23 protein-coding genes are annotated in these 24,897 nt (G+C 71.2%); 17 read left to right on the forward strand and 6 right to left on the reverse strand.

Features of this window, described 5'->3' with window-relative positions; all coding sequences use genetic code 11:
• Positions 1-25: 25 nt before the first annotated feature.
• From AQY21_RS16510 to AQY21_RS16520, 3 genes are all read right to left on the reverse strand, one after another.
• Positions 26-1,402, reverse strand: a complete 1,377-nt coding sequence (locus AQY21_RS16510) for an MATE family efflux transporter (RefSeq protein WP_058098707.1) — start codon at positions 1,400-1,402, stop codon at positions 26-28.
• Between the two features lie 67 nt (positions 1,403-1,469).
• Positions 1,470-2,105, reverse strand: coding sequence for a murein L,D-transpeptidase family protein (locus AQY21_RS16515; RefSeq protein WP_058098708.1), 636 nt, complete (start codon positions 2,103-2,105; stop codon positions 1,470-1,472).
• The gene (locus AQY21_RS16520; protein ID WP_058098709.1) at positions 2,102-3,286 is read right to left on the reverse strand and encodes a MalY/PatB family protein; all 1,185 of its coding nucleotides are present in this window, start codon (positions 3,284-3,286) and stop codon (positions 2,102-2,104) included. The genes AQY21_RS16515 and AQY21_RS16520 overlap by 4 nt, the downstream gene beginning before the upstream one ends.
• A gap of 76 nt (positions 3,287-3,362) precedes the next feature.
• On the opposite strand from AQY21_RS16520, the gene def (AQY21_RS16525) reads away from it, so the two are divergent.
• The 7 genes from def (AQY21_RS16525) to AQY21_RS16560 all read left to right on the forward strand — a co-directional run bounded on the left by def (AQY21_RS16525) (position 3,363) and on the right by AQY21_RS16560 (position 9,783).
• Complete coding sequence (gene def / locus AQY21_RS16525; RefSeq protein WP_058098710.1) at positions 3,363-3,884, forward strand: peptide deformylase; 522 nt, start codon at positions 3,363-3,365, stop codon at positions 3,882-3,884.
• Positions 3,877-4,434, forward strand: a complete 558-nt coding sequence (locus tag AQY21_RS16530) for a peptide deformylase (protein ID WP_058098711.1) — start codon at positions 3,877-3,879, stop codon at positions 4,432-4,434. The genes def (AQY21_RS16525) and AQY21_RS16530 overlap by 8 nt, the downstream gene beginning before the upstream one ends.
• 289 nt (positions 4,435-4,723) lie before the next feature.
• Positions 4,724-5,224 (forward strand): peptide deformylase, encoded by a 501-nt coding sequence (def, locus tag AQY21_RS16540; protein WP_058098713.1) that lies wholly within the window; start codon positions 4,724-4,726, stop codon positions 5,222-5,224.
• A gap of 433 nt (positions 5,225-5,657) precedes the next feature.
• Complete coding sequence (locus AQY21_RS16545) at positions 5,658-7,295, forward strand: alpha/beta-hydrolase family protein (protein WP_058098714.1); 1,638 nt, start codon at positions 5,658-5,660, stop codon at positions 7,293-7,295.
• A complete protein-coding gene (locus tag AQY21_RS16550; RefSeq protein ID WP_058098715.1) occupies positions 7,280-8,158 on the forward strand; it encodes a dienelactone hydrolase family protein in 879 nt (292 codons plus the stop codon). Before AQY21_RS16545 ends, AQY21_RS16550 begins: the two co-directional genes overlap by 16 nt.
• A 24-nt stretch (positions 8,159-8,182) precedes the next feature.
• Positions 8,183-9,076 carry a methionyl-tRNA formyltransferase gene (gene fmt / locus AQY21_RS16555; protein WP_058098716.1) on the forward strand — a complete coding sequence of 298 codons (894 nt, stop codon included), beginning with the start codon at positions 8,183-8,185 and terminating at the stop codon, positions 9,074-9,076.
• Positions 9,077-9,234: 158 nt separating this feature from the next.
• Entirely contained in the window at positions 9,235-9,783 is a 549-nt protein-coding gene (locus AQY21_RS16560) for an HdeD family acid-resistance protein (RefSeq protein WP_058098717.1), read from the forward strand.
• A 40-nt stretch (positions 9,784-9,823) separates the two neighbouring features.
• Here AQY21_RS16560 and hrpB read toward each other — a convergent pair whose 3' ends face one another.
• Positions 9,824-12,232: an ATP-dependent helicase HrpB gene (gene hrpB, locus AQY21_RS16565; RefSeq protein ID WP_058098718.1), complete on the reverse strand. Its 2,409-nt coding sequence runs from the start codon at positions 12,230-12,232 to the stop codon at positions 9,824-9,826.
• Between the two features lie 97 nt (positions 12,233-12,329).
• Here hrpB and AQY21_RS16570 point away from each other — a divergent pair, with 97 nt between their 5' ends.
• From AQY21_RS16570 to AQY21_RS16595, 6 genes are all read left to right on the forward strand, one after another.
• Entirely contained in the window at positions 12,330-13,697 is a 1,368-nt protein-coding gene (locus tag AQY21_RS16570) for a YcjX family protein (protein WP_058098719.1), read from the forward strand.
• A 9-nt stretch (positions 13,698-13,706) separates the two neighbouring features.
• Positions 13,707-14,813, forward strand: coding sequence for a YcjF family protein (locus tag AQY21_RS16575; RefSeq protein WP_082658152.1), 1,107 nt, complete (start codon positions 13,707-13,709; stop codon positions 14,811-14,813).
• A 136-nt stretch (positions 14,814-14,949) separates the two neighbouring features.
• Positions 14,950-17,001: a penicillin-binding protein 1C gene (gene pbpC, locus AQY21_RS16580; RefSeq protein ID WP_058098720.1), complete on the forward strand. Its 2,052-nt coding sequence runs from the start codon at positions 14,950-14,952 to the stop codon at positions 16,999-17,001.
• Between the two features lie 66 nt (positions 17,002-17,067).
• On the forward strand, positions 17,068-17,499 hold the full coding sequence (arfB, locus tag AQY21_RS16585; RefSeq protein ID WP_028713399.1) for an alternative ribosome rescue aminoacyl-tRNA hydrolase ArfB: 432 nt from the start codon (positions 17,068-17,070) through the stop codon (positions 17,497-17,499).
• Entirely contained in the window at positions 17,496-17,966 is a 471-nt protein-coding gene (locus AQY21_RS16590; RefSeq protein ID WP_058098721.1) for an NUDIX hydrolase, read from the forward strand. The genes arfB and AQY21_RS16590 overlap by 4 nt, the downstream gene beginning before the upstream one ends.
• Entirely contained in the window at positions 17,963-19,387 is a 1,425-nt protein-coding gene (locus AQY21_RS16595; protein ID WP_058098722.1) for an inorganic phosphate transporter, read from the forward strand. The genes AQY21_RS16590 and AQY21_RS16595 overlap by 4 nt, the downstream gene beginning before the upstream one ends.
• Positions 19,388-19,553: 166 nt before the next feature.
• Here the strand turns inward: AQY21_RS16595 and AQY21_RS16600 are convergent, their stop codons facing one another.
• Positions 19,554-21,215, reverse strand: a complete 1,662-nt coding sequence (locus AQY21_RS16600; RefSeq protein ID WP_058098723.1) for a thiamine pyrophosphate-binding protein — start codon at positions 21,213-21,215, stop codon at positions 19,554-19,556.
• Positions 21,216-21,302: 87 nt separating this feature from the next.
• Between AQY21_RS16600 and AQY21_RS16605 the strand changes: the two genes are divergently transcribed.
• The 4 genes from AQY21_RS16605 to AQY21_RS16620 all read left to right on the forward strand — a co-directional run bounded on the left by AQY21_RS16605 (position 21,303) and on the right by AQY21_RS16620 (position 24,401).
• Positions 21,303-21,773: a low molecular weight protein-tyrosine-phosphatase gene (locus AQY21_RS16605; RefSeq protein ID WP_058098724.1), complete on the forward strand. Its 471-nt coding sequence runs from the start codon at positions 21,303-21,305 to the stop codon at positions 21,771-21,773.
• A gap of 47 nt (positions 21,774-21,820) precedes the next feature.
• The gene (smpB, locus tag AQY21_RS16610; RefSeq protein WP_058098725.1) at positions 21,821-22,291 is read left to right on the forward strand and encodes an SsrA-binding protein SmpB; all 471 of its coding nucleotides are present in this window, start codon (positions 21,821-21,823) and stop codon (positions 22,289-22,291) included.
• 65 nt (positions 22,292-22,356) lie between these two features.
• Positions 22,357-23,217 (forward strand): 3-mercaptopyruvate sulfurtransferase, encoded by an 861-nt coding sequence (gene sseA / locus AQY21_RS16615; protein WP_058098726.1) that lies wholly within the window; start codon positions 22,357-22,359, stop codon positions 23,215-23,217.
• Entirely contained in the window at positions 23,217-24,401 is a 1,185-nt protein-coding gene (locus AQY21_RS16620) for an amino acid aminotransferase (RefSeq protein WP_058098727.1), read from the forward strand. Before sseA ends, AQY21_RS16620 begins: the two co-directional genes overlap by 1 nt.
• Before the next feature lie 147 nt (positions 24,402-24,548).
• Here the strand turns inward: AQY21_RS16620 and AQY21_RS16625 are convergent, their stop codons facing one another.
• Entirely contained in the window at positions 24,549-24,881 is a 333-nt protein-coding gene (locus tag AQY21_RS16625; RefSeq protein WP_058098728.1) for a hypothetical protein, read from the reverse strand.
• Between the last annotated feature and the right edge of the window lie 16 nt (positions 24,882-24,897).

A 24,897-nucleotide genomic window follows, 5' to 3' on the forward strand; every position in this document is an offset into this window, starting at 1 on the left:
GCCTCCTGACTTCTGCGCCGCCAAACTAGACCGCCGGCGCCTCGCGGGTCCAGTCCCCGCGCGCTAACCCGCGCCAGAAGCGGCGCATCAAGAGCACCGCGGCGCAGGTCAGCCCCGCGACCAGCCCCAGCCACAGCCCGGCCGGGCCGATCCCGGCCACGAAGGCCAGGCCGTAGGCCACCGGAATGCCGACCAGCCAATAGCTGACCGCCGCGATCACCATCGGCACGCGCGTATCCTGCACCCCGCGCAGCAGCCCCAGCCCGATCACCTGCATCGCATCCATGAGCTGGAACAGCCCGGCATAGAACAGCAGCCCCGCCGCGATTCCGATGATGGCCGGGGTCTCGGGATGCCCGGCATCCAGGTAGAGCCCGACCAGCTGGCGCGGGAACAGCTCGAAAGCCGCCATGGCCAGCGCCGCGATGACCACCGAGACCGCCGTCACCGTCGCGCCGGCATCGCGCATCCAGGCGCCGTCGCCCCGGCCCTTGGCCTGGCCGACCCGCACGGTGGCGGCGTTCGACATGCCCAGATGCAGCATGAAGGTGATCGAGGCGAGTTGCAGCGCGATGCCATGCGCCGCCAGCTCGCGCGTGCCGATCCAGCCCATCATCACGTTCGAGCCGACGAACAGCCCGCCCTCGGCCACCATGGTCAGGCCGATGGGCAGGCCCAGCAGGAAGACCGCCCGCATCCCGGGCCAGTCGGGGCGCCAGAAACGCTGGAACAGGTGATATTTGCGCGCGGCGGGCAGCCAGGCCGCATAGCCGGCGATCGCCAGCAACTGGCTGAACTGCACCGCGATGGCAGCGATGGCGGCGCCCCGCACCCCCAGCGCCGGCGCGCCCAGATTGCCGAAGATCAGCATCCAGTTCAGGAAGATCACCAGTGGCAGCCCGGCCAGGGTGATCCACAGCACGACCTGCGGCCGCTCCATCGCCGCCAGATAGCTGTTGAGCGTCAGCTGGCACAGCATCGCGATCAGGCCGAAGCCGGCAATGCGCAGGTAGTCCTGCGCCAGCCGCGCCACCACCGGCTCCTGGCCGATGGCCAGCAGGATCGGCTCGGAATGCCACATGGCCGGGATCACCGCCACGGCGAAGGCCAGCGACAGCCACAGCGCCATCCGGGCCGAGCGGCGCACCTCGACCTCGTCGCCGCGGGCGATGGCGGTGGCGATCAGCCCCATCACGCCGATGCCGAAGCCCATGCCCAGAAAGAACAGGATGTTGAAAAAGGACACCGCGATGACCAGCGCCGCCAGTTCCTCGACCCCATACCAGCCGACCATGACGGTATCCGCGACATGGATGGCCATGCGCGCCAGATGGCTGCCCACGAGCGGCAGTCCGAGCGCGAGCGTCGCGCGCAGATGGGGGGGATAGCGGTTGAACGTCATGGCCCTGCCTTATCCTTGGGCACAGGCCGCGGCAAGTGTGGCCGAAAGGCCGCGATAAGGCCGCGATTCAGGGCCGGATCTCGACCTCGGTGCCGATGCGGGCATGGGCGAAGATTTCCTCGATCTCGGCATTGTCGACGGCGATGCAGCCGGCGGTCCAGTCGCCCTTGACCCGGTAGCCGTCGGGCACCTGGTTCGGCTGGCCGTGGATCATGATGTCGCCGCCGGGGCTGAGGCCCAGCCGGCGCGCCGCCTCGCGGTGGCGCTGCTGCGGATAGTCGATGCCCAGCGACAGGTGATAGGCGCTCTGCCGGTTCAGCCGGTCGATGCGGAAGAGGCCCTCGGGGGTGCGGCCGTCGCCCTCGCGGCTCTTGTCGCCCTCGGGCGCGAAACCCAGGGCGATGCGAAAGGTCCGGGGCGGGCCGCTTTCCTGCCAGACGGTCATGCGGCGGGCGGATTTCTCGACCAGGATGCGCTGGACCGGCGAGGCGATGGGGGCTTGCGGACGCATGGGCGGGCGCTGGAAGATCGGCGGCAGGGTGATGCGCGGCAGCCGGAATTCGGGCAGGCGCGGCCAGTGCCAGCCCGCCGCCGGCGGCTGCGGCACCGGGACGGGCGCGGGCTGCGGCGCCCAGAGCAGCCACAGCCCCCAGAGCACCGCCGCAAGGCACAGCACCGAGAAGATCCCGCCCAGCCGCTTCATTGCAGGTCGCGGAACGCCTCTTGCAGCCGCGCCACGGCCTCAACCACCCGGGCGCGGGGCGTGGCGATGTTGAAGCGCAGGAAGTCCTCGCCGCCGCTGCCGAAGGTGCCGCCATGGTTGGCGGCGATGCGGGCGCTGCGCTCGACCCGCGCGGTGAACTCCTGCCGCTCCATCCCGGTACCCGAGAAATCGACCCAGGCCAGGTAGGTCGCCTGCAGGGGCATCGAGCGGATCCCGGGAATCGCGTTCACGCCCTCGTCGAACAGCCGCCGGTTGCCGTCCAGATAGGCCACCAGCGCATCGACCCAGGCCGCGCCCTCGGGCGAATAGGCGGCGGCGACCATGCCCGGCCCGAACAGCCCGGGCGAGATGCCCAGGGCCAGCAGCCGGGTTTGCAGGCGCTTGCGCAACCCGTCGTCGGCCACGATCAGGTTACCGATATGGGCGCCGGCGATGTTGAAGGTCTTGGTGGCGGCGGTCAGCGTCACCAGCCGCGGCGCGGCCTCGGGCGCCACCGTCGCCAGCACGGAATGGCGCGGGCTGCCGGGCATGACCAGGTCGTGGTGGATCTCGTCCGAGACCAGGATCAGGTCATGGGCAGCGCAGAAATCGGCGACCTGCCGCAATTCCTCGGCGCTCCAGACCCTTCCGCCGGGATTGTGGGGCGAGCACAGGATCAGCATCCGCTCGCGCCCGGTCAGCAGCTTCTGCCAGCCCTCCCAGTCCATGCGATACTGCCCGTCCCGGATGGCCAGCGGGAACTCGGCCACCTCGCGGTCTGACGCGCGGATAACGCGGGCGAAGGCGTGATAGACCGGGGTCATGACGATCACCCGGTCGCCCGGCCGGGTGAAGGCATCGACGCAGATCGCCGTGCCGTTGACCAGCCCATGCGCCGACAGGATCCAGTCCGGCTCGATCTGCCAGCCGTGGCGGTTTTCCATCCACCAGCGGATCGAATCGACATAGGCCGGGTTGGCGCCAGGGTAGCCATAGACGCCATGCGCCGCGATCCGCTCGACCGCGCGCTGCACCGGGGCCGGCGGGCGGAAATCCATGTCCGCGACCCACATCGCGATCCCGTCCTGGGGCGAGACGCCGTAGATCGCCTGCATGTCGTCCCATTTGGAACAGGCGGTGCCGGTGCGGTCGATGATCTCGTCGAAGTCGGGCTGGGCCATGCTTCCCCTCGTTTTCCGTTCGGGCGCAGCATAGCGGCTTGTTGCGCAAGGCCAAGGCTTGCCCTAGATCACGGGCATGACATTGCGCAGCATCATCCTCCATCCCGATCCGCGGCTGAAGAAGGTTTGCGAGCCCGTGGCCCGCATCACCCCCGAGATCGAGACCCTGGCCGCCGACATGCTGGCCACCATGTACGACGCGCCGGGCGTGGGCCTGGCCGCGCCGCAGGTCGGCGTGCTGTCGCGGCTCTATGTCATGGATTGCGAAAAGGATCCCGAGGCACCGCGCAACCCCGTCGTCATGGTCAATCCCGAGGTGACCTGGACCTCCGAGGCGCTGAACACCTATGAGGAGGGTTGCCTGTCGATCCCCGACCAATATGCCGACGTGACCCGGCCGGCCCAGGTCAAGGTGCGCTGGCTGGGCCTGGACGGCAAGACGCATGAGCGCGCGTTCGAGGGGCTCTGGGCCACCTGCGCCCAGCATGAGATCGACCACCTCGACGGCAAGCTGTTCATCGACTATCTCGGCCCGATCAAGCGGCAGATGATCACCCGCAAGATGGTCAAGCTGAAGCGCGAGCGCAACCGTGCCTGAGCCGCTGTCCGGCGAGGATGGCGCGCAGGCGCCGCGCGGTCCCGACCCCGCCGGGCTTGCCGCGCAGGGGCGCATCCGCCCGATCCTGATCCATCCCGACCCGGCACTGCGCCGGGTCTGCGAACCGGTCGGGCGGCTGGGCTGGGACCGGGTCTCGCAATTGGCCGCCGACCTGCTGGCGACCATGTATCATGCCGGCGGCCGCGGGCTTGCCGCGCCGCAGATCGGCGAAAGCTGGCGCATCTTCGTCATGGATCACGGCTGGAAGGACGGCACCCCCCTGCCCCGCGTGGTCATGGACCCCGAGATCGCGCCCTTGGGCGGCGAGGTCGAGACCATGGAGGAAGCCTGCCTGTCGATCCCCGGCCGGCCGGTTGCGGTGACGCGTCCGGTCACGGTCTCGATGCGCTGCTTCGACATGACGGGGGCGCTGCAACTCCTGACCCTGGCCGGGATCGAGGCGCGCATCGCCCAGCACGAGGCGGACCATCTCGACGGCCGGCTGATCCTCGATGCGCGGGACGGCGCGGCCGATTCCGGCGCGCGTTAAGCCAGTCTTAGGGGTTCGGTGCTAGACCGGGGCAGAGATGCTGCCGCCGGAGTCGACGCTTGGCCCTGTTGCCTGAAATTCTCTGCTTTCTCGCCGGACTCTGGTTCGGCCGTCGGCGGGTGCCTGTCCGCGAATGCCGGCGCGAGGGCTTCGGCGACGCCTGGCTGGCCTATGGCCAGGGCACCGGCATCCATATCCGGCGCGATTCGCGGCGGGCGGACAGCCCGGGCCGGATTTACCTTCATTCGCCGCCATGATAGCCGGCGGGCATTCCTGACAAGGCCGCCCGATGACCGTCCGCCCCTTCCTGCCCTATGCCGACCGCCGGCTGCATATGCCGGCCGAGCCGGTCCCCGCGATCACCGAGACCGTGCGGATGATCTGGGACGACATGATCGACACCATGGAGGCGATGCCGGGCGTCGGCCTGGCCGCGCCGCAGATCGGCATCATGCAGCGGCTGGCGGTGGTGGACGCCTCGGAAAAGCGCGGCCAGGCGGTGCGCATGGCCAATCCCGAGGTGCTGCATGCCAGCGTGCAACTGCGCGCCCATGAAGAGGCGAGCCCGAACCTGCCCGGCGTCTCGGCCCGGATCGAGCGGCCGCGCGCCGTCACCGTGCGCTTCCTGAACACCGATGGCGAGATCGAGGAGCGGGATTTCGTCGGGCTCTGGGCGACCTCGGTGCAGCACCAGATCGACCATCTGAACGGCCGGCTCTATGTCGATCACCTCTCGCCCCTGCGCCGCAAGATGCTGGTGGCGAAATCGGCCAAGCTGACACGCCGCTGACCCGGGATTTCGGGCGCCCGCCCGCCGGGCGGGTGCGGGCGCCGGCTGGGCCAGGGCGGCACCGCCGCTTCCGCGCGGGCCGCGGCCGGCTCTGCCACAAAGGCATGCGCCCCCTTTCCAAGCGCCGGGGCGGATGCAAGGCCGCATGAGTATTTGGAAAACGGTGAAGGCGCCTTGCGGGCGGGGGCCGGGTTCGGGCCGCAGATGGCCGGCGCCGGGCGATATCCGGGGCCAGACGGGGGAGCGACGCAGCGAAGCGCGAAGGGAACCGCTTTTCTTTGCCGCGACACCCCCTTAACCTCGGCCGCGAACGGGCGGCAGGGGAACGGGCCTTCCGGCAATCCCCGCCCCTCCGCATTCCGCGGCCGGTGCCCCGTTCCCGCTGAAACCTGTCCGCCTGTCATGCGGGCATAGCCCGAACGGTAGGCCAGAGATGTTTTCCGTGTTCCCCCTTCTTGCCGGCCTGCTGTTCTTCGCGGCCTCGCTCACGCCCTCGCTGATCCCGCGCGACTGGCTGATGCAGGGGGTGCTGGCCGGGGTCTCGATGGCGGCGGGCTATGTGATGACCCAGTTCCTGCTGGCGCTGTGGCGCGCGCTGGAGCTGCCGGTGATGAAGGGCCGGCCCGCGCGCATCGCCCATGCCGTTCTGGCCGTGCCGGTGCTGGTGCTGCTGGGCCGCGGGGTGATCCTGTCGGGCGAGTGGCAGAACAGCATCCGCGCCCGCATGGGCATGCCCGACCTGGAGGTCAACAACACCGCCAAGATGCTGGCCCTGGCGCTGGCGGTGTTCCTGGCGCTGTTCGTGATCGGCAAGGCGATCCAGGCGCTGTTTGACCTGCTGCGGCTGCGGCTGGCGCGCTATATCCCGGTGCGCAGCGCCAATGTGCTGGGCCTGCTGCTGGCGGCGCTGATCGTGGTGACGCTGACCCGCGACGGGGTGGTGAACGGGGCGATGCGCATCGCCGACAGCTCCTATGCCGCGGCCCAGCACCTGACCGACCCGAATGTCCCTCCGCCCGCCGAGCCGTGGCAGGCCGGCTCGGTCGCCTCCGGCATCGACTGGGAGCTGATGGGCAAGCCGGGGCGCGACTTCGTGCTGGGCGGGCCGCGCGCCCGCGCCATCTCGGGCTTCACCGGCCGGCCGGCCAGGGAGCCGCTGCGCATCTATGTCGGGCTGGCGCAGGACAAGGACCCCGACACCCGCGCCAAGGCGGCGCTGGACGAGATGCTGCGCGTGGGCGCCTTCGACCGCAAGGTGCTGGTGCTGGCCAGCCCCACGGGCACCGGCTGGATGGACCCGGCCAGCTATGACGCGCTGGAATACATGCATGGCGGCGACGTGGCGACGGTGGCGGTGCAATATTCCTATCTGCAAAGCCCGCTGGCCCTGATCTTCGAGACCGAGGCCGGGCTCGACCAGACCACGGCATTGATGCGCGCGGTCTATGAACATTGGCGCCACCTGCCGGCGGACCGCCGGCCGCGCCTGTATCTGCACGGCATATCGCTGGGCGCCTGGTCGTCCATGTATGCCTTCAACCCGTTCCAGATGATGAACGAGCCGGTCGCCGGCGCCTTCTGGGTCGGGCCGCCCTTCCCCTCGACGCTGTGGCGGCAGGCCAACGGCGCGCGCCAGCCCGGCAGCCGCTTCGTCCTGCCCGAACTGGATGAGGGCGAGGTCATCCGCTATGCCAGCCAATACGCGCCGCCCGACCGTTCGGGCCGGCCCTGGGGGCGGCTGCGCATCCTGTTCCTGCAATATGCCAGCGATCCGATCGTGTTCTACGATCCGGCCTCGCTGTGGCGGGCACCGGAATGGATGCGCGAGGCGCCGGCGCCCGATATCTCGCCCCGGCTGCGCTTCACCCCGGTGGTGACGCAGCTGCAGCTGGCGGTGGACATGCTGGTCTCGACCTCGGCGCCGCCGGGCTTCGGCCATACCTATCACGCCCGCGACTATATCGACGGCTGGATCGCCGTCACCGCGCCCGAGGGCTGGACGGCAGCCGATACCGAAAGGCTCAAGGCGATCTGCGGCCGGGACGGAAGGCTCGGATGCGCAAACGGCTGATCCTCGCGCTGGCGATGCTGGGGCTGGTGGCGCTGGCGCTGGGGCTGAACACGGCGCGCAACTATGCCGGCTGGCAGCCCGCGACCGAGACCCCGGCCGAGCGGCTGGCCCGGCTTGAGCCGCATTGGCGCATCCTGCGGCCCGAGGGTCCCGGCCCGCACCCCGCCGCGGTGCTGCTGTCGGGCTGCGACGGGGTGCATGACAACATGGATTATTGGGCGCGGCAATTCGTGGCGATGGGCCGGGCGGCGCTGATCCTCGACAGCCATGCGCCGCGGCTGCTGGACAAGGCGCAGGCCTGGCGCGCGCTCTGCGCCGGGCAGGTGCTGCCGGGGGCCGAACGCGCCGGAGACTTGGCCGTGGCGCTGGCGGCGCTGCGGCGGATGCCGGACATCGACGCCTCGGACGTGGCGCTGCTCGGCGCCTCGCATGGCGGCTGGACGGCGATGGAACTCCTGCGCGCTCTCGGCGAGGACGAGCCGCCGCCCGGCCTGACCGCATGGCCCATCCCGCGCGACAGCCTGGCCGCACAGCTTGGCCCGGTGGTGCTGCTTTACCCCTATTGCGGCCTCTTGAACGGCGCCGCAAAGGGCCCCTGGCCCGGCCATGTGCGGGGGCTGATGCTGCTGGCCGAGCTGGATTCGATCATCGATTCAGCCGATTGCCAGAGGATGGGCGAGGATCTGGTCGCCCAGGGCGCGCATCTGGCCGTCATCACCTATCCCGGCATCAATCACGGCTTCGACCAGCGCGAACGCTCGTCGCTCTCGCCGCTGGAATTCGACGCGCGGGCGCGGGCGCGCGCCACCCGCGACATCCGCGCCTTCATGCAGGGTTTTGCCGCGCCCGCGCCCGGGATATGAGGTCCCGACACAAGGAGGGCAGAGATGCGCGTCGTCTTCATGGGCACACCCGATTTCTCGGTCCCGGCGCTGCGGGCCATCGCCGCGCGGCATCAGGTCGTCGCGGTCTATTCCCAGCCGCCCCGCGCCGCCGGGCGCGGACAGAAGCCCCGCCCCTCGCCCGTGCATCGCGCCGCCGAGGAACTGGGCCTGCCGGTCCGCACGCCCGAGCGGCTGAAAGCGCCGCAGGACCAGGCGGATTTCGCCGCGCTTGCCGCCGATGTGGCGGTGGTGGTGGCCTACGGGCTGATCCTGCCGCCGCCGGTGCTGGAGGCGCCGCGGCTGGGCTGCCTGAACATCCACGCCTCGCTGCTGCCGCGCTGGCGGGGGGCGGCGCCGATCCATCGGGCGATCATGGCCGGCGATGCCGAGACCGGCGTCGCCATCATGCAGATGGAGGCGGGGCTGGATACCGGCCCGGTGCTGGCCGAGGCGCGCACCCTCATCGGCCCCGAGGACACCACCGCCGACCTGCACGACCGGCTGGCCGAAATGGGCGCGGCGCTGATCGTCGAGACGCTGCACCGCCTGCCCCTGCCCGCCCGGGCGCAGCCGGCCGAGGGCGTGACCTATGCGCAAAAGATCGACAAGGCCGAGGCGCGGATCGACTGGACCAGGCCGGCGGCGCAGATCGACCGGCAGATCCGCGGCCTCTCGCCCTTTCCCGGCGCCTGGTGCCTGATCGGGGACGAACGGGTGAAGCTCTTGCGCTCGCGCCTCGCCGCCGGCTCGGGCCAGGCCGGTCATGTGCTCTCCGGCTTCACCATCGCCTGCGGCGAGGGCGCCATCGAGGTGCTGGAGGCGCAGCGCGAGGGCAAGCGCCCGATGCCCGCGGCCGAGATCCTGCGCGGCATGACCCTGCCCGGGCGGATCGAGTGATGGCCCGGCTCGATTGACGGCATTGTAGCAAATTCGCCACAACTTTCGGTTGTCGCCGGGCGCGCAGGCCGTTCCGTTCAACCCCATGTTAATCTTTCCCTGTCAGACCGGATTCGAGGCTTTTCGATCCGGCGATCCTGAAAAGGGAAACGACTATCATGGAAAACCTGATCCGTGTGATGGCCGATCATTGGTGGGTGCCGCTGCTGCGCGGCATCGCGGCGATCCTGTTCGGCCTGCTGGCGCTGATCTGGCCGGGGCTGACCGTCTATGCCCTGCTGCTGGTCTTTGGCGCCTATGCGATCTTCGACGGGGCGATGGCGATCGTCACGGCCTTCCGGCGCAAATCCTCGGACGACCGCTGGTGGGCCTGGGCGCTGGACGGTGCGCTGTCGCTCCTCATCGGCCTGATGGCGCTGTTCTGGCCCGAGGCGACGGCGCTGGCCTTCATCATCTGGATGGCCGCCTGGGGCGTGGTCGCCGGCGTCTTCCGCATCATCGCCGCGATCCGGCTGCGGGACGAGATCGAGGGCGAATGGGCGCTGGGGCTCAGCGGGCTTCTGCTGATGGCCTGGGGCGTGCTGCTGGCGCTGGTGCCGGCGGCGGGTCTGCTCAGCATCGCCTGGCTGATCGGCCTGTTCGCGCTGCTGATCGGCGTGGTGATGATCGTGCTGGCCCTGCGGCTCAGGGGGCTGAAGTCGACCTAGGTTGCCCGGCCGCAGGGGTATTTGGGCAACGAAGAAATGGTCAGGTGCCACGCGGCTTGGCGCGGGTGGTCGGGTCGGCCTCCAGCGGGTTTTCCGGCCAGGGATGGCGCGGATAGCGGCCGCGCATGTCCTTTCGGACCTCGGCGTAGCCGCCGGCCCAGAAACCCGGCAGGTCGGTCGTCACCGCGATGGGCTTGCCGCCGGGCGACAGCATGGTGATGCGCAGCGGCCGGTTGCCGGCGACCGGATGCCGGGCCAGGCCGAACAGCTCTTGCAGCTTCAGCTCGACCGAGGGCGTCTCGTGGTCGTAGTCGATGGGCACCTTGCGGCCGAGCGGCGTGACGAAATGCGCCGGCGCCGCCTGGTCCAGCCGGTGCTGGCCGTCCCAGCCGATGCGCGCCTTCAGCGCCTCGGTCAGGTCGAGCCCGCGCAGGTCGGAGAGCGTCCGCACCTTGCCCAGATAAGGCCGCAGCCAGTCGGGATCGGCCAGCAGGCTTTCGTCATCGACCGGGCCGAACTCCGGAATCAGCGCGATCCGCACCCGCAGCCGCGCGGCGCCGGGCGTCCAGCTCAGCCCGTTGGCCCGCAGCCCCTCGACAGCGGCGCGGGCCAGCGCCTGCGGGTCGGGATCGTCCAGTGCCCGGTCGGCCAGCACCAGCGCGCCGAACCGCTCCTGCCGGCGGGCGAGGATGCGGTTGTCGCGGCGGGACCATTCCACCACCTCGACGGTCTCGATGCGGTCGGGGAACAGGGCGCGGATCTCGTCCTCATCCACCGCCACCGCCATGCGGATGCGGGCCTCTCGCGCATCGCCGTCGAGGTCGGTCGCGACGATCAGGCGCTGCGCGGCCAGCGCGTCGCCTTCGGGCAGGATTGCGCCCTTGCCGCCCGACAGCACATAGCGCGGCTGGTCCCCCTTGCGGCGCAAGCCGATGCGGTCGGGATAGGCCAGCGCGGCCATCGCACCGGGCGAGAGGCCGGCGCCCTCGCCCGCCATGCGGCGCAGGCGTTTCGCCTCGTCGCGGATGCGGTGCAGGGTGCCGGGATTGACCGGCCAAGGGTGCCGGTCCTGATAGGTGCGCAGGTCGCGGATCGCCGCCAGCCGCAAGGTCAGGTCGGCGGGGGCGCCGGTCAGCGGGTCGCGCTCGGCCATCAGCGCCGCCAGGTCGGCGGCCTCGCGCCCCGCCCTGACCAGCATATGCGCCAGCCGCGGATGCAGCGGCAGCGGCGCCAGACGCCGGCCATGCGGGGTGATGCGGTTGTCCCCGTCCAGCGCGCCGAGGTCGCGAAGCAGCGCCCGCGCCTCGGCCAGCGCCGCCTGTGGCGGCGGGGTGAGGAAGGCGAGGCCGCGCCCGTCCGAGCCCCAGATCGCCAGTTCCAGCGCCAGCCCGGCCAGGTCGGCCACCGCGATCTCGGGCGGAGCGAAACCGGGCAGCGCGCCTTCTTCGGCCCGCGCCCACATGCGATAGCAGATGCCCGGCGCGACGCGGCCGGCGCGGCCCCGGCGCTGCTCGGCCTCGGCGCGGCTGACGCGTTCGGTCACCAGCCGCGACATGCCCGAGCCGGGATCGAAGCGCGCCCGCCGCGCCCGGCCGGCATCGACCACCACCCGAACCTCGGGAATGGTCAGCGAGGTTTCCGCGATCGCGGTCGCCAGCACGATCCGCCGCCGCCCGCACGGGGGTTGCAGGGCGGCGCGCTGCGCCTTGAAGTCCATGGCGCCGTAAAGCGGCAGCACCTCGGCATCGACGTCCAGCATGGCCTGGACGCGGCGGATCTCGCCCTCGCCGGGCAGGAAGGCCAGGATGGTGCCGCCGGTGTCGCGCGTCGCCGCCTCGGCCTGGGCAATCAGCCGCGCCGCCTCGGGCACCAGCCGGGTGCCCGCAGGCAAGGGGCGGTCCAGCCAGCGCGTCTCGACCGGAAAGGCCCTGCCTTCCGAGCGGATGACCGGCGCGCCCTCCATCAGCGCCGCGACAGGCTCGGCATCCAGCGTCGCCGACATCACCAGCAGCGCCAGGTCGGGCCGCAGCGCCTGCCGCGCCTCCCATGTCAGGGCCAGGCCAAGGTCGGCGTTCAGGCTGCGCTCGTGGAATTCGTCGAAGATCACGCAGCCGACACCCGAAAGCTCGGGGTCGGACTGGATCATCCGGGTCAGGATGCCCTCGGTCACCACCTCGATGCGGGCGCCCGGCACCGCCTCGCCGCGGATGCGATAGCCGACGGTGCGGCCCAGCGGCTCGCCCAGCGTCTCGGCCATGCGCTCGGCCGCGGCGCGGGCGGCGAGGCGGCGCGGCTCCAGCATGGTGATGCGGCCGGGGATGGCGGGCAGCAGCGCCAGGGGCACGCGGGTGGTCTTGCCCGCCCCGGGCGGCGCCATCAGCACGGCGCGGCCATGCGCGGCCAGCGCGGCGGTCAGGTCGGGCAATACGGCGTCGATGGGCAGGTCCATGCCGCCTTATGGCAAAGCGCCGTCGGGGCGAAAAGAGGGGCCCCTACACATCCGCCGCCGGCCTGCCTATCTTGACCCGGCCAAAGCGAGGGACGGAATGGGTATCGCCGACGATCTGATGCAGGGCCTGGGAATGTCCGACCCGGTGATCCGGCTGGGGGTGACCGGGCTGTCGCGGGCCGGCAAGACCGTGTTCATCACCTCGCTGGTGGCGAATCTGCTGGACCGCGGCCGCATGGCGGCGCTGCGGGCCGCGGCCGACGGTTCGCTGAAGGCGGCGTGGTTGCAGCCGCAGCCCGACGACACCGTGCCGCGCTTCGACTATGAACGGCATCTGGCCGCGATGACCGGCCCCGACCCGCATTGGCCCGAGGGCACGCGCCATGTCAGCCAGCTGCGCCTGTCGCTGCGCATCCAGCCGCGCGGGCTGATCGCCGGCTGGCGCGGCCAGCAGGTGCTGCACCTGGACATCGTGGACTATCCGGGCGAGTGGCTTCTGGATTTGCGGCTGATGGAGAAGGATTTCGACCAATGGTCGCAGGAGGTGCTGGACCGCATGGCCGGCCGCCCGGGGGCCGGGGATTTCCGTGCCGCGCTGGCCGCGACCGATCCCGCGCAATTCGACGAAACCGCGGCGCAGGCGCTGGCCGCGGCCTATACCCGGCACCTGCATCTGGCGCGCGAGGCGGGCTGGTCGGACTGCACCCCCGGCCGTTTCCTGATGCCGGGCGAACTGGACGGCTCGCCGGCGCTGACCTTCACGCCCCTGCCGCACGAGATGCGGGCGACGCCCTTGGGGCGCGAATTCGCGCGCCGCTTCGGGGCCTACAAGGCGCGGGTGGTGAAGCCGTTCTTCCGCGACCATTTCGCCCGCATCGACCGGCAGGTGGTGCTGATGGACGTGCTGGGCGCCATCCATGCCGGCCCGCCGGCGGTCGAGGACATGCGCCGCGCCATGGCCGACATCCTGACCGCCTTCCGCCCCGGCCGCGCGGGCTGGCTGGCACAGCTGCTGGGCTCGCGCCGGGTGGGGCGGATCCTGTTCGCCGCGACCAAGGCCGACCACCTGCACCACATCCAGCATCCGCGCCTGACCGCGATCACCGCCGGCATGCTGCGCGAGGCCCGCGACCGCGCCGATTTCTCGGGCGCGCGGACCGAGGCCATGTCCATCGCCTCGCTGCGCACCACCACCGAGGAAATGATCCGGCAGGACGGCGAGGAACTCCCTGCCGTGCGCGGCACGCTGATGGACGGGCGGCAGGCGGCCTTCTATCCGGGCGAGCTGCCGGCCAATCCGGCCGAGCTGCTGGTGCCGGCAAGCCAGGGCGCGACGCGCTGGCTGGACGGCGATTATGCGATCATGGATTTCGCCCCCGCCCCCGGCACGCTGCGGCCGGGCGACGGGCCGCCGCATATCCGCCTGGACCGCGCGGCCGAGTTCCTGATCGGCGACAGGCTATAGGAGAGCGCCATGGCTGAACCTCCGAAACGGCGCGGGCCGGTGCTGATGGAGATGGGCGCGGAGCCGGATGCGCCGCGCGCCGAGCCCATGGCGGAGCCGCGCCCCGACCAGCGCGACCGCAAGGCGCCGCGGGCCGAGTGGCGCGAGGGCGAGGTGGCGCCCTCGCCCGCCGATGCGCCGATGATCGACGACGGGCTGACGCCCCTGCCGCAGCCGCGCACCATGCAGCTGGTGGCGCGGCTGGTCGGGCGCGGACCGTCGCGGCTGACGCGGTTCTTCATCAATACCGGCGTGGCGCTGTTCACCTTCCTTTTGTCGGTGGCGGCGCTGCGCTATCTGACCGATCTGCTGAACAGCTATCCGCTGCTCGGCTGGATCGGCATCGCGTTGATGGCGCTGTTCTGCATCGCGGCACTGGGCATGGCCTGGCGCGAATACCGCGCCTGGTCACGCTTTGCCGCCATCGACGGCATCAACCGCGAGGCCGGGGCGGCGCTGGCCTCGGGCGATCTGAAGGCGGCGCAGCATGTGGTCGGGCGGCTGGAGGGCCTGTATCGCGCCCGGCCGGAGCTGGAATGGGGGCTGACCCGGCTGCGCGAGCGCAAGGGCGACGCCTATGATGCCGGAACGCTGATCGCGCTGGCCGAGACCGAATTGCTGGCGGCCCTGGACCAGCAGGCCCGGCGCGAGATCGAGGCCGCCGCCCGCACCGTCGCCGCCGCCACCGCGCTGATCCCGCTGGCGCTGGCCGATGTGATCGCGGCGCTGGCCGCGAATCTGCGCATGATCCGCCGCATGGCCGAGATCTATGGCGGCCGCGCCGGCGCCGTCGGCGGCTGGCGGCTGGCGCGCACGGTGATGACGCATCTGATCGCCACCGGCGCCGTCGCGGCCGGCGACGACCTGATCCATACCGTCGCCGGCGGGGGCTTGCTTGCCAAGGTCTCGAAACGCTTCGGCGAGGGGGTGGTGAACGGCGCGCTGACCGCCCGGGTCGGCATCGCGGCGATGGAGGTCTGCCGGCCGCTGCCCTTCATCCACCAGCCCCGGCCCCGGGTCGGCAACCTGATCGCGCGGGGGCTGAAGGGGCTCTTCGGCGAGGATGAGGCGAAGTAGGCGCGGATTGCGCTGCCGCATGAGTATTTGGGAAACGGTGAAAGGCGGCGTCCGGGTGGCGGCGCGGTCGCATGAGTATTTGGGGAACAAAGAAGGTGAGGTTCTTTCCCGGCCGCGTCTGGCGTATTGATGGCGCATGAGATCGCGCCGCTTCGCCCTGTCGCTGATGGCTGCCGTTCTGGTCCTGGGCATCGGGGCCGGGGCGCGGGATCGCCTTGACGCTTGGGTCGATGCGACGGTGCTGCCGCGGCTGGAGGTGCCGGTGGGTGTCGAGGTCGTCGCGCGGGACGGCTCGCTTCTGCGGGCGTTCCAGGTCGCGGACGGGCGCTGGCGGCTGGATGCGGGGCCGGTCGATCCGCTGTTTCTCGACATGCTCATGCTGTGGGAGGACCGGCGGTTTCCGCGCCATGCCGGCATCGATCCGAGGGCGCTGCTGCGCGCGGGCTGGCAGGCGCTGCGGCATGGCCGCGTCGTTTCGGGCGGCTCGACCCTGACCATGCAGGTCGCCCGGCTGATCGAGGACGGGCCGACCGGGCAATGGGCCGGCAAGGCGCGGCAGATGCGGCTGGCCCTGGCCCTGGAACGGCGGTTGGGCAAGCGCGAGATCCTGGAGCTTTACCTGCGCCTCGCCCCCTATGGCGCCAATGTCGAGGGCATCCGCGCCGCCAGCCTGCAATGGTTCGGCAAGGAGCCGCGGCGGCTGACGCCGGCGCAGGCGGCGCTGCTGGTCGCGCTGCCGCAATCGCCCGAGACCCGGCGGCCGGACCGTTTCCCCGAGAGGGCCCGGGCCGCGCGCGACCGGGTGCTGGACCGGGCAGCGCGGGCCGGGCTGATTTCCGGCGCCGATGCGCGGGCGGCGATGGCCGAGCCGGTGCCGCGGGTCCGGCGGGCCTTTCCGGCGCTGGCGCCGCTGCTGGCCGCGCGGCTGGTGCGCGAGCATCCGGGGGCCCTGCGGATCGAGACCACCATCGACCGGCGCCTGCAACGCCGGGCCGAGGAACTGGCCTCGCGCGCCGTGCGCGGCGCCGGGCGGCGGCTGTCGGCGGCGGTGGTGCTGGCCGATCACCGGACGGGCGAGATTCTGGCCGAGGTCGGCGCCGCGGACTGGACGGATGGCGCATCGAGCGGCTTCGTCGATATGGCGCGTGCCTGGCGCAGCCCCGGATCAACGCTGAAGCCCTTTGTCTATGGCCTCGCCTTCGACGACGGGCTGGCGCATCCCGAGACGCTGATCGAGGACCGGCCCACCGCCTTCGGCCGCTGGCAGCCGCAGAATTTCGACCATCATTTCCGCGGCACCGTCAGCCTGCGAAACGCGCTGATCTGGTCGCTGAACATCCCCGTGGTGAAGCTGGCCGAGGCGGTGGGGCCGAACCGCGTCGCCCAGGCGCTGCGCCGGGGCGGAATCGAGCTGCGCCTGCCCGGCGAGGCGCCGGGGCTGGCGATCGTGTTGGGCGGTGCGGGCGTGACGCTGGAGGGGCTGGCCGAGGGTTATGCGGCGCTGGCGCGGGGCGGGCGGTCGATCACGCTCTCGCCGTTGCCGGGCGGCGGCGGGGAACGGGCGGCGGCGATGTTCGGCCCGGTCGCGGCCTGGCAGGTCGGCCATATCCTGAGCCAGAACCCCGCGCCGCATGGCGCGCGGCAGCGGCCGATGGCCTACAAGACCGGCACCTCCTATGGGCATCGCGACGCGCTGGCGGTGGGGTTCGACGGCGCGCGGGTCGGCGCGGTCTGGCTGGGCCGGCCGGACGGGACGCCGGTGCCCGGCGCCTTTGGCGGCGAGCTGGCGGCGCCGGTGCTGTTCGACCTGTTTGACGCGCTCCCGCCCGTCGCGCTGCCGCCGCCTCCGCCGCAGACGCTGACGCTGCCGAACAGCGCCCTGCCCCTGCCCCTGCGCCGCTTTGTCCCGGCGGGCGCGGCCAGCGCCATCGCGGCCCGCCCCGCCAGCCCCGATGCGCTGCGCCTGACCTATCCGCCGGACGGGGCCGAGATCGACGCGCAGGGCCCGCTGACCGCCAAGGCGCGCGGCGGGCGCGGGCCCTGGACCTTTCTTCTGAACGGCGCGCCCGCCGCCATCGCCCAGCCGCAACCCATGGCCAGCCTGCCCAATCCCGGCCCGGGCTTTGCCGAGTTGACGGTGGTGGATGCGGATGGCGCCTCGGCGACTGCGGCAATACGGTTGCACTGACGCAATTTGCGCGTTTCGTGATTCGCCTGACCTTTTCTTAACCGGGATTTGCGACATATTCGCTCCATGCTGCGCATCAACGACCAGATCACCATCCAGGAATGGGAGCTGTCCGAACAGTTCACCCGGTCCCAGGGACCGGGCGGGCAGAACGTGAACAAGGTCGAGACCGCCGTGGAGCTGCGCTTCGAGGCCGAGCGGTCGCCGCATCTGGCCCCGCCGGTCAAGGCACGGCTGAAGCGGCTGGCCGGGCGGCGCTGGACCCAGGACGGCGCCGTACTGATCCGGGCCGAGGAAACCCGCAGCCAGGCCCGCAACCGCGAGCTGGCGCGCGAGCGGCTGGCCGAGCTGATCCGCCAGGCGCTGGTCGCGCCGCGCAAGCGCATCCCGACCCGTCCGACGCTGGGCAGCCAGCGCCGCCGGCTGGCCGCCAAGACCCAGCGCGGCGAGGTCAAGGCGGCGCGGGGCCGCATCCGCGACGCGGAGGATCCGGCATGATCGTCGAGTTCCGCGAAAGGCTGGCGCGGCTGATCGGCCGGCGACCGCCCGACATGCAGGTCGCGGCGCTGTGCCTGAACGAGGCGACCGGCGACGTGCTGCTCGTCACCAGCCGCGGCACCGGGCGCTGGATCGTGCCCAAGGGCTGGCCCATGCCCGGCCGCAGCTTGGCCGATGCCGCCCGGCAGGAGGCCTGGGAGGAGGCCGGCGTCAGGGGCCGGGTCGGGCAGGCCGAGATCGGCCGCTATCACTATGACAAGGACCAGGACCGCGGCTTCGCCATCCCGGTCGAGGTGCGGGTCTTTCCGCTTTACGTCGATGCGCTGGAAGGCGACTTCCCCGAGGCGCATGAGCGCAAGCGCCGCTGGTTCACGCCCGAGGATGCCGCCCGCATGGTGGCCGAGACCGGGTTGAAGCAGCTGCTGCGCGGCCTGCCCGCGGCCAAGCGCCGGTCCCCCCCGGAATGAGGCGCGAACCCCGCGAATACCGCACGCTCGACAAGGATCTGCGCCGCGTCACCAATACCGAGCGCGCGGTGCTGCATTCGGGACGCTCGCTGTTGCGGCTGGGGCTGGCGCTGATCTTCATCGCCGCCGCCAGCTATGTCGGCACCGGCTTTCTGGCCGATCAGCCGGCGATCGGCATCCTGGCGGCCAGCCTGGCGGTCGCGGCCTATCTGGCGTTGTCGATCGGCGGCAACGACGTGGCGAACGCGCTGGGGCCGGCAGTGGGGGCCGGCGCCATCGGCATGACCACCGGCCTCGTGCTGGTCGCGGTGATGGAGGTCATGGGCGCGGTCATCGCCGGCAGCGCCGTCACCGCCACGCTGACCGAAGGGCTGATCGGCAGCACCCTGGGCGAGGGCGAGGCGACGGCGCGGATGATGCTGGCGGCGCTGCTGGCGGCGGGCAGCTGGATCAGCCTTGCCACCTGGCTCGACGCGCCGGTCAGCACCACGCATTCCGTGGTCGGCGCCATCGCCGGGGCCGGGCTGGCGAGCTACGGCCTCGGGGCGGTGAACTGGCCGGCCCTGGCGATGATCGCCTTCGGCTGGATCGTCTCGCCGCTGGTCTCGGGCCTGATCGCGGCGGGGCTGATGGCGCTGCTGCGCGGCCTGGTCCTGAACCGCGAGGACCGCATCGCCGCCGCCCGCACCTGGATGCCGGTGGTGGTCGGGCTGGCCTCGGCCATGCTGGCGGGGGTGGCGGAACTGGCCTGGCACGGCTCGAGACCGGCGGTGAACGCGGCTCTGGCGCTGGTTTGCGGCGCGCTCGGCTGGGTCTATACCCGGCGGCGCATCGACCGCCAGTCGCGGGGCGAAGCCGGCGGGCGGCTGGCGATGAAGCAGCTTCTGGCGGTGCCGCTGATCGCCGCGGCGCTGGTCATGGGCTTTGCCCATGGCGCCAACGACACCTCGAACGTGGCGGCGCCGCTGACCATCATCCTCGACAGCCTGTCGGCGGGGGGCGACGATGACCTGCGCGCCCGGCTGGTGCTGCTGCTGGGGGGCCTGGGCATCGCGCTGGGGATCCTGCTGTTCGGTCGGCGGCTGGTGCATATGGTCGGCAGCCGCATCACCCGGCTGAACTCGTCGCGCGCGCTTTGCGTCTCGCTGGCGACGGCGACGACGGTGCTGGGGGCCTCGCTGATGGGCCTGCCGGTCTCGACCACCCATGTCGCGGTGGGCGGCGTGTTCGGGATCGGCTTCTATCGCGAATGGCGCGACCGCCGGCTGGCCTCCGGGCACGACCCCCTGCCCGCCGAGGAGCGCCGGCGGCGGCATCTGGTGCGCCGCTCCTACATGCGGATGATCCTGGGCGCCTGGCTGGTGACGGTGCCCGCCGCCGCCGGTCTGGCCGCCGCGCTGGTCTGGATCGGCGGGTTCTAGCAGCACCCGGACGCCTGCCCGCCCGTTCCGGCGCCGGGAACCGGCAAGGCCGCCGCGACCGAGATCAGGACCGGGATGCCGATCCCCGGGCGCCATGCGAAACGGGCCGACGCGACCCACCACATTCCTTGGACCCTTGGCCCTGTGGCAGCCGGACCGGCCGCCGTCAGGCCCGGCGCAGCCCCGCCTCGCCCGCCGCGCGGGTTTCGGCAAGGGTCGCGCCGGTGCTCAGCGCCTCGGGATCCAGCACCAGCTCCAGCACCGCCAGCCTGCCCGCTTCCTGCGCGCGGGCGAAGGCATCGGCGAAGTCCTCCTGCCGCGTCACCGTCTCGCCATGGCCGCCATAGGCGCGGGCCAGCGCCGCGAAATCGGGATTGGCCAGCGCCGTGCCCGAGACGCGGCCGGGATAGCTGCGCTCCTGATGCATGCGGATGGTGCCGTAATGGCCGTTATTGGCGACGATGACGATGACCGAGGCGCCATGCTGGGCGGCGGTGGAAAGCTCGTTCAGCGTCATCTGCAAGCAGCCGTCGCCGGCCATGCAGACCACGGTGCGGCCAGGATGCTCCAGCTTGGCGGCGATGGCGGCGGGCAGGCCGTAGCCCATCGAGCCCGAGGTCGGCGCCAGCTGCGTGCCGAAGCGGCGGAAACGGTAATAGCGATGGATGAAGGCCGCATAGTTCCCCGCGCCATTGGCGATGATCGCATCCGGCGGCAGGTGGTCGGACAGCCAGCGCACCACCGCCTCCATCCGCACCGCGCCGGGGGTGGGCCGGGGCTGCTGCCAGGCCTCGTATGCCGCGCGCAGCCCGGCGGTCCAGCCGTCCCAGCGCCTCGGTGCGGGCAGCGCCGCCAGCGCCGCCACCACCGCGCGCGGGTCCGCCACCAGTCCCGGATCGGGCCGCCAGAGATGCCCCAGCTCGTCGGGCGAGGGGTGGACATGGATCACCCGCGCATGCGGGCGCACCGGGTCCATCAACTCATAGCCGCGCGTCAGCGTGTCGCCCAGCCGCGAACCGAGTGACAGCAGGCAATCCGCCTGCGACAGCGCCTGCCCCAGCGCCGGGTTCATGCTGACGCTCAGATCGCCGACATAGTTCGGATGCGCGTTGTCCATATGGCCCTGGCGGCGGAAGGGCACCGCGACCGGCAGGCCCCAGCCTTCGGCGAAGCGCGCCAGATCCTCGGCGGCGGCCTGCGACCACAGCGTGCCGCCCGGCACGACCAGCGGCCGCTCGGCCCCGGCCAGCGCCTGCGCGATGGCGGCGACGGATTGCTCGGCGACGGCGGAAAGCGGCGGCACGGCAGGGGCCGGGTCCGGCACCTCGGCCCGGGCGGAAAGCATGTCCTCGGGCAGCGCCAGCACCACGGGACCGGGCCGGCCCGACATGGCAAGATGGAAGGCGCGGGAGACATATTCCGGGATGCGCTCGGTCTGGTCGATCTCGGCCACCCATTTCGCCAAGGGGCCGAACATGGCGCGGTAATCGACCTCCTGAAACGCCTCGCGGTCGCGGTCGGCGCGGGCGATCTGGCCGACGAACAGGATCATCGGCGTGCAATCCTGCCGAGCCACATGCACCCCGGCGCTGGCATTGGTGGCGCCGGGGCCGCGGGTGACGAAGCCCACGCCCGGCCGCCCGGTCAGCTTGCCATGCGCCTCGGCCATCATCGCCGCGCCGCCCTCGTGCCGGCAGACGACGTTCTGGATGCCCGAGGCGTAAAGCCCGTCCAGCACCGCCAGAAAGCTTTCGCCGGGAACCGAGAACACCCGCCCGACCCCGTTCGCCTTCAACGCATCGACCAGAATTTGCCCACCGTGCCGCATCGCCGCCGCCTCCCTGCTTTTCTTTCCGGGCAGTCTGGGCCAGCTTGCGCGGAACTGGCAAGATGTGCCGGTCAATCGAGGTCGATCATGCCGCTGCCATCGGTCCTTTTCGTCTGCCTGGGCAATATCTGCCGTTCGCCGCTGGCCGAGGCCGCCCTGCGCGCCGCCGCCGAGCGCGCCGGCGCGCGGCTGCTGATCGACTCGGCCGGGACCGGCGACTGGCATCTGGGCCATGCCCCCGATCACCGGGCACAGGCGGTGGCGGCATTGGCCGGCATCGACATATCGAACCTGCGCGCCCGGCAGGTCGCGGCCGAGGATTTCCGCCGCTTCGATCATATCGTCGCCATGGACCGGCAGAACCTCGCCAATCTGCGCCGCATCGCGCCGCCGGACGGGCGGGCACGGCTGTCGCTGCTGCTGGACCACGTGCCGGGACGCGCGGGGCAATCGGTCGCCGATCCCTATTTCGGCGAGGCCGCGGGTTTCGACGCCACCTGGCGCGACGTGACCGCCGGGGCACAGGCGCTGCTGCGGCTGATCGTCCGGCAGGATTGAGGCCCGGCCTTTACAGGCGCGGCGCCCCGCCCTATCTCTGCCCGATCATGGCCACGAAATCCGACCCGAACTACAAGATCATCGCCGAGAACCGCCGGGCGCGCTTCGACTATTTCATCGAAAGCGATCTCGAGGTCGGCATCGTGCTGACCGGCTCCGAGGTGAAAAGCCTGCGCACCGGCCAGTCCAACATCGCCGAAAGCTATGCCTCGGTCGAGGATGGCGAGCTGTGGCTGATCAACTCTTACATCGCCGCCTACAAGCAGGCCGGCGTCTTCGGGCACGAGGAACGGCGGCGCCGCAAGCTGCTGGTCTCGCGCAAGGAACTGTCCCGGCTCTGGCAGGCGGTCGGGCGCGAGGGCATGACGCTGGTGCCACTGGTGATGTATTTCAACGACCGCGGCATGGTGAAGCTGAAGATCGGCGTCGCCAAGGGCAAGAAGGTCGCCGACAAGCGCGAAACCGCCGCCAAGCGCGACTGGAACCGGCAGAAACAGCGTTTGCTGAAGCAGGGTTAAGCCTTGCCGCCCCGCGCGGCTGCGGTTACATCGGTGTCGTTTCTGCGCGCGCGGGGGGAAGGCCGATGTCCACCGATTCCGACGATCCGAAAGTGCTGGTCTCGACCGGCTGGCTCGCGGCCCATCTGAACGATCCCGACCTGCGCATCATCGACGCCAGCTGGTTCCTGGAACCCGGCCGCGACGCACGGGCCGAATACATGGCCGCGCATATCCCCGGCGCCCGCTTCTTCGACATCGACGAGATCGCGGACAAGCGCAGCGAGCTGCCGCACATGGCACCGCAGCCCGAGATGTTCATCAGCCGCATGCGCGCCATGGGCATCGGCGACGGCCACCAGGTCGTGGTCTACGACAACTCGCCGGTGCGTTCGGCGGCGCGGGTCTGGTGGACCTTCCGGCTGATGGGCAAGCAGGACGTGGCGGTGCTGGACGGCGGTTTCGGCAAATGGCTGGCCGAGGGTCGCGAGACCGAGGACATGCCGCCGATGCTGCGCGACCGCCACATCACCGTGCAGCGCCAGGCGGCGCTGGTGCGCGACGTGACCCAGGTCGCGGCGGCCAGCAAGCTCGCCGATCACGAGATCGTCGATGCGCGCTCGGCCGAACGCTTCCGCGGCGAGGCGGCCGAGCCGCGCCCCGGCCTGCGCTCGGGCCATATCCCCGGCTCGAAGAACCTGCCCTTCGGCAAGCTCTACCACCCGGACGGCACGCTGAAGGCCCCCGACGCGCTGCGCGCCGAGTTCGAAGCGGCGGGGGTAAACCTGTCGAAGCCCGTCATCACCACCTGCGGCTCGGGGGTGACGGCGGCCTCGCTGTTCCTGGCGCTCGAACGGATCGGGCACCGGGACCATTCGCTTTATGACGGAAGCTGGGCCGAATGGGGCAGCTTCCCCGACCTTAAAATCGCAACCGGAGACGCGTGATGCTGGGCAATCTGAAACCGCAGGCCCCTGACAAGATCCTGGCCCTGATGGGCGAATTCAAGGCCGATCCCCGCCAGGGCAAGATCGACCTGGGCGTCGGGGTCTACAAGGATGCCACCGGCCACACCCCGATCATGCGCGCCGTCCACGCCGCCGAACAGCGGATGCTCGAGACCGAGACCACCAAGACCTATGCCGGCCTCTCCGGCGAGCCCGAGTTCCACAAGGCCATGGCCGGGCTGATCCTGGGCGACGCCCACAAGCCCGAGACCACGGCGGCGCTGGCCACGGTCGGCGGCACCGGCGCCATCCGCCAGGCGCTGGAACTGGCGCGCATGGCGAACCCGGAGCTGCGGGTCTTCGTCTCCGACCCGACCTGGCCGAACCATGTTTCGATCATGAATTTCATGGGCCTGCCGGTGCAGACCTACCGCTATTTCGACGCCGAGACCCGCGGCGTCGATTTCGAAGGCATGAAGGCCGACATCGCCACGGCGCAAAAAGGCGACGTGGTGCTGCTGCATGGCTGCTGCCACAACCCGACCGGCGCCAACCTGACGCTGGAGCAATGGGCCGAGGTCGCCGCGATCCTGGAAAAGACCGGCGCGCTGCCGCTGATCGACCTGGCCTATCAGGGCTTCGGCGACGGGCTGGAGGAGGATGCGGCCGGCACCCGGCTGATCGCCGCGCGCATCCCCGAGGTGCTGATCGCCGCCTCGTGCAGCAAGAATTTCGGCATCTACCGCGAGCGCACCGGCATCCTGCTGGCGCTCTGCCCCGATGCCGCGACCAGGGAACTGGCACAGGGCGCCATGGCCTTCCTGAACCGCCAGACCTATTCCTTCCCGCCCTTCCACGGCGCCAGGATCGTCTCGACCGTGCTGACCACGCCGGACCTCCGCGCCGACTGGATGGCCGAGCTGGAGGCGGTGCGCGGCGGCATGCTCAAACTGCGCGAGCAACTGGCGGCAGAACTCCGCGACCTCAGCGGCTCGGACCGCTTCGGCTTCGTGGCCCAGCATCGCGGCATGTTCTCGCGCCTCGGCGCCACGCCCGAGCAGGTCAAGCGCATCAAGGACGAGTTCGGCATCTACATGGTCGGCGATTCGCGCATCAACATCGCCGGGCTGAACCAGGACACCATCCCGATCCTGGCCCGCGCCATCATCGAGGCGGGGGTCTGACCCCACCGCCCGGAACCCGGAACCGCCGCCCCGCCGCGGCGGTTCCGCATTTCCGGTCCCTCGCCGAACGCCCCGTCCTTCTCCGTTTTCCAAATACTCCGGGGTCCGGGGCAGAGCCCCGGTCCGGCAGCGCCGCCAGGCGCCCGCTCAGCCCTTCCGGCCCAGCTTGCGGTCGATATAGTCCCGCAATTCCTCGATCTCGGTCAGGCTTTCGCGCAGCTGACCCTCTGCGGCGCGCAGCTCGGCCTCGGTGGTCGAGAGCCGGGCGACCAGATCGGCCTCGCGCGTCTCCAGCTCGTCCACCGCACGGTCGCGGGCTTCCTCGGCCTCGTGCAACTGCTGGGCCATGCTTTCCAGCTCGCCCATCTCGGCGCGGGTGACGCGCGACAGGCGGTGGATCAGCCAGCTTGCGAACCAGCCCAGCATGAAGGCGGCGAACAGGATGATCGCGGTGGCGATGATGAATTCGGTGCGGTTCATGCGAAGGGCTTCAGGG

It is taken from the genome of Paracoccus sp. MKU1, assembly GCF_001447385.1.
Lineage (GTDB): Bacteria > Pseudomonadota > Alphaproteobacteria > Rhodobacterales > Rhodobacteraceae > Paracoccus.

What these genes read in the sequence shown, in the direction of transcription:
- pbpC (WP_058098720.1), top strand. Translation starts at nt 14,950, where the DNA reads ATGAGATCGCGCCGCTTCGCCCTGTCGCTGATGGCTGCCGTTCTGGTC.
- AQY21_RS16600 (WP_058098723.1), bottom strand. Translation starts at nt 21,215, where the DNA reads ATGCGGCACGGTGGGCAAATTCTGGTCGATGCGTTGAAGGCGAACGGG.
- AQY21_RS16595 (WP_058098722.1), top strand. Translation starts at nt 17,963, where the DNA reads ATGAGGCGCGAACCCCGCGAATACCGCACGCTCGACAAGGATCTGCGC.
- AQY21_RS16545 (WP_058098714.1), top strand. Translation starts at nt 5,658, where the DNA reads ATGTTTTCCGTGTTCCCCCTTCTTGCCGGCCTGCTGTTCTTCGCGGCC.
- fmt (WP_058098716.1), top strand. Translation starts at nt 8,183, where the DNA reads ATGCGCGTCGTCTTCATGGGCACACCCGATTTCTCGGTCCCGGCGCTG.
- AQY21_RS16625 (WP_058098728.1), bottom strand. Translation starts at nt 24,881, where the DNA reads ATGAACCGCACCGAATTCATCATCGCCACCGCGATCATCCTGTTCGCC.
- AQY21_RS16515 (WP_058098708.1), bottom strand. Translation starts at nt 2,105, where the DNA reads ATGAAGCGGCTGGGCGGGATCTTCTCGGTGCTGTGCCTTGCGGCGGTG.
- AQY21_RS16590 (WP_058098721.1), top strand. Translation starts at nt 17,496, where the DNA reads ATGATCGTCGAGTTCCGCGAAAGGCTGGCGCGGCTGATCGGCCGGCGA.
- AQY21_RS16550 (WP_058098715.1), top strand. Translation starts at nt 7,280, where the DNA reads ATGCGCAAACGGCTGATCCTCGCGCTGGCGATGCTGGGGCTGGTGGCG.
- AQY21_RS16520 (WP_058098709.1), bottom strand. Translation starts at nt 3,286, where the DNA reads ATGGCCCAGCCCGACTTCGACGAGATCATCGACCGCACCGGCACCGCC.
- arfB (WP_028713399.1), top strand. Translation starts at nt 17,068, where the DNA reads ATGCTGCGCATCAACGACCAGATCACCATCCAGGAATGGGAGCTGTCC.
- AQY21_RS16605 (WP_058098724.1), top strand. Translation starts at nt 21,303, where the DNA reads ATGCCGCTGCCATCGGTCCTTTTCGTCTGCCTGGGCAATATCTGCCGT.
- AQY21_RS16620 (WP_058098727.1), top strand. Translation starts at nt 23,217, where the DNA reads ATGCTGGGCAATCTGAAACCGCAGGCCCCTGACAAGATCCTGGCCCTG.
- def (WP_058098713.1), top strand. Translation starts at nt 4,724, where the DNA reads ATGACCGTCCGCCCCTTCCTGCCCTATGCCGACCGCCGGCTGCATATG.
- def (WP_058098710.1), top strand. Translation starts at nt 3,363, where the DNA reads ATGACATTGCGCAGCATCATCCTCCATCCCGATCCGCGGCTGAAGAAG.
- smpB (WP_058098725.1), top strand. Translation starts at nt 21,821, where the DNA reads ATGGCCACGAAATCCGACCCGAACTACAAGATCATCGCCGAGAACCGC.
- hrpB (WP_058098718.1), bottom strand. Translation starts at nt 12,232, where the DNA reads ATGGACCTGCCCATCGACGCCGTATTGCCCGACCTGACCGCCGCGCTG.
- AQY21_RS16560 (WP_058098717.1), top strand. Translation starts at nt 9,235, where the DNA reads ATGGAAAACCTGATCCGTGTGATGGCCGATCATTGGTGGGTGCCGCTG.
- AQY21_RS16570 (WP_058098719.1), top strand. Translation starts at nt 12,330, where the DNA reads ATGGGTATCGCCGACGATCTGATGCAGGGCCTGGGAATGTCCGACCCG.
- AQY21_RS16575 (WP_082658152.1), top strand. Translation starts at nt 13,707, where the DNA reads ATGGCTGAACCTCCGAAACGGCGCGGGCCGGTGCTGATGGAGATGGGC.
- sseA (WP_058098726.1), top strand. Translation starts at nt 22,357, where the DNA reads ATGTCCACCGATTCCGACGATCCGAAAGTGCTGGTCTCGACCGGCTGG.
- AQY21_RS16510 (WP_058098707.1), bottom strand. Translation starts at nt 1,402, where the DNA reads ATGACGTTCAACCGCTATCCCCCCCATCTGCGCGCGACGCTCGCGCTC.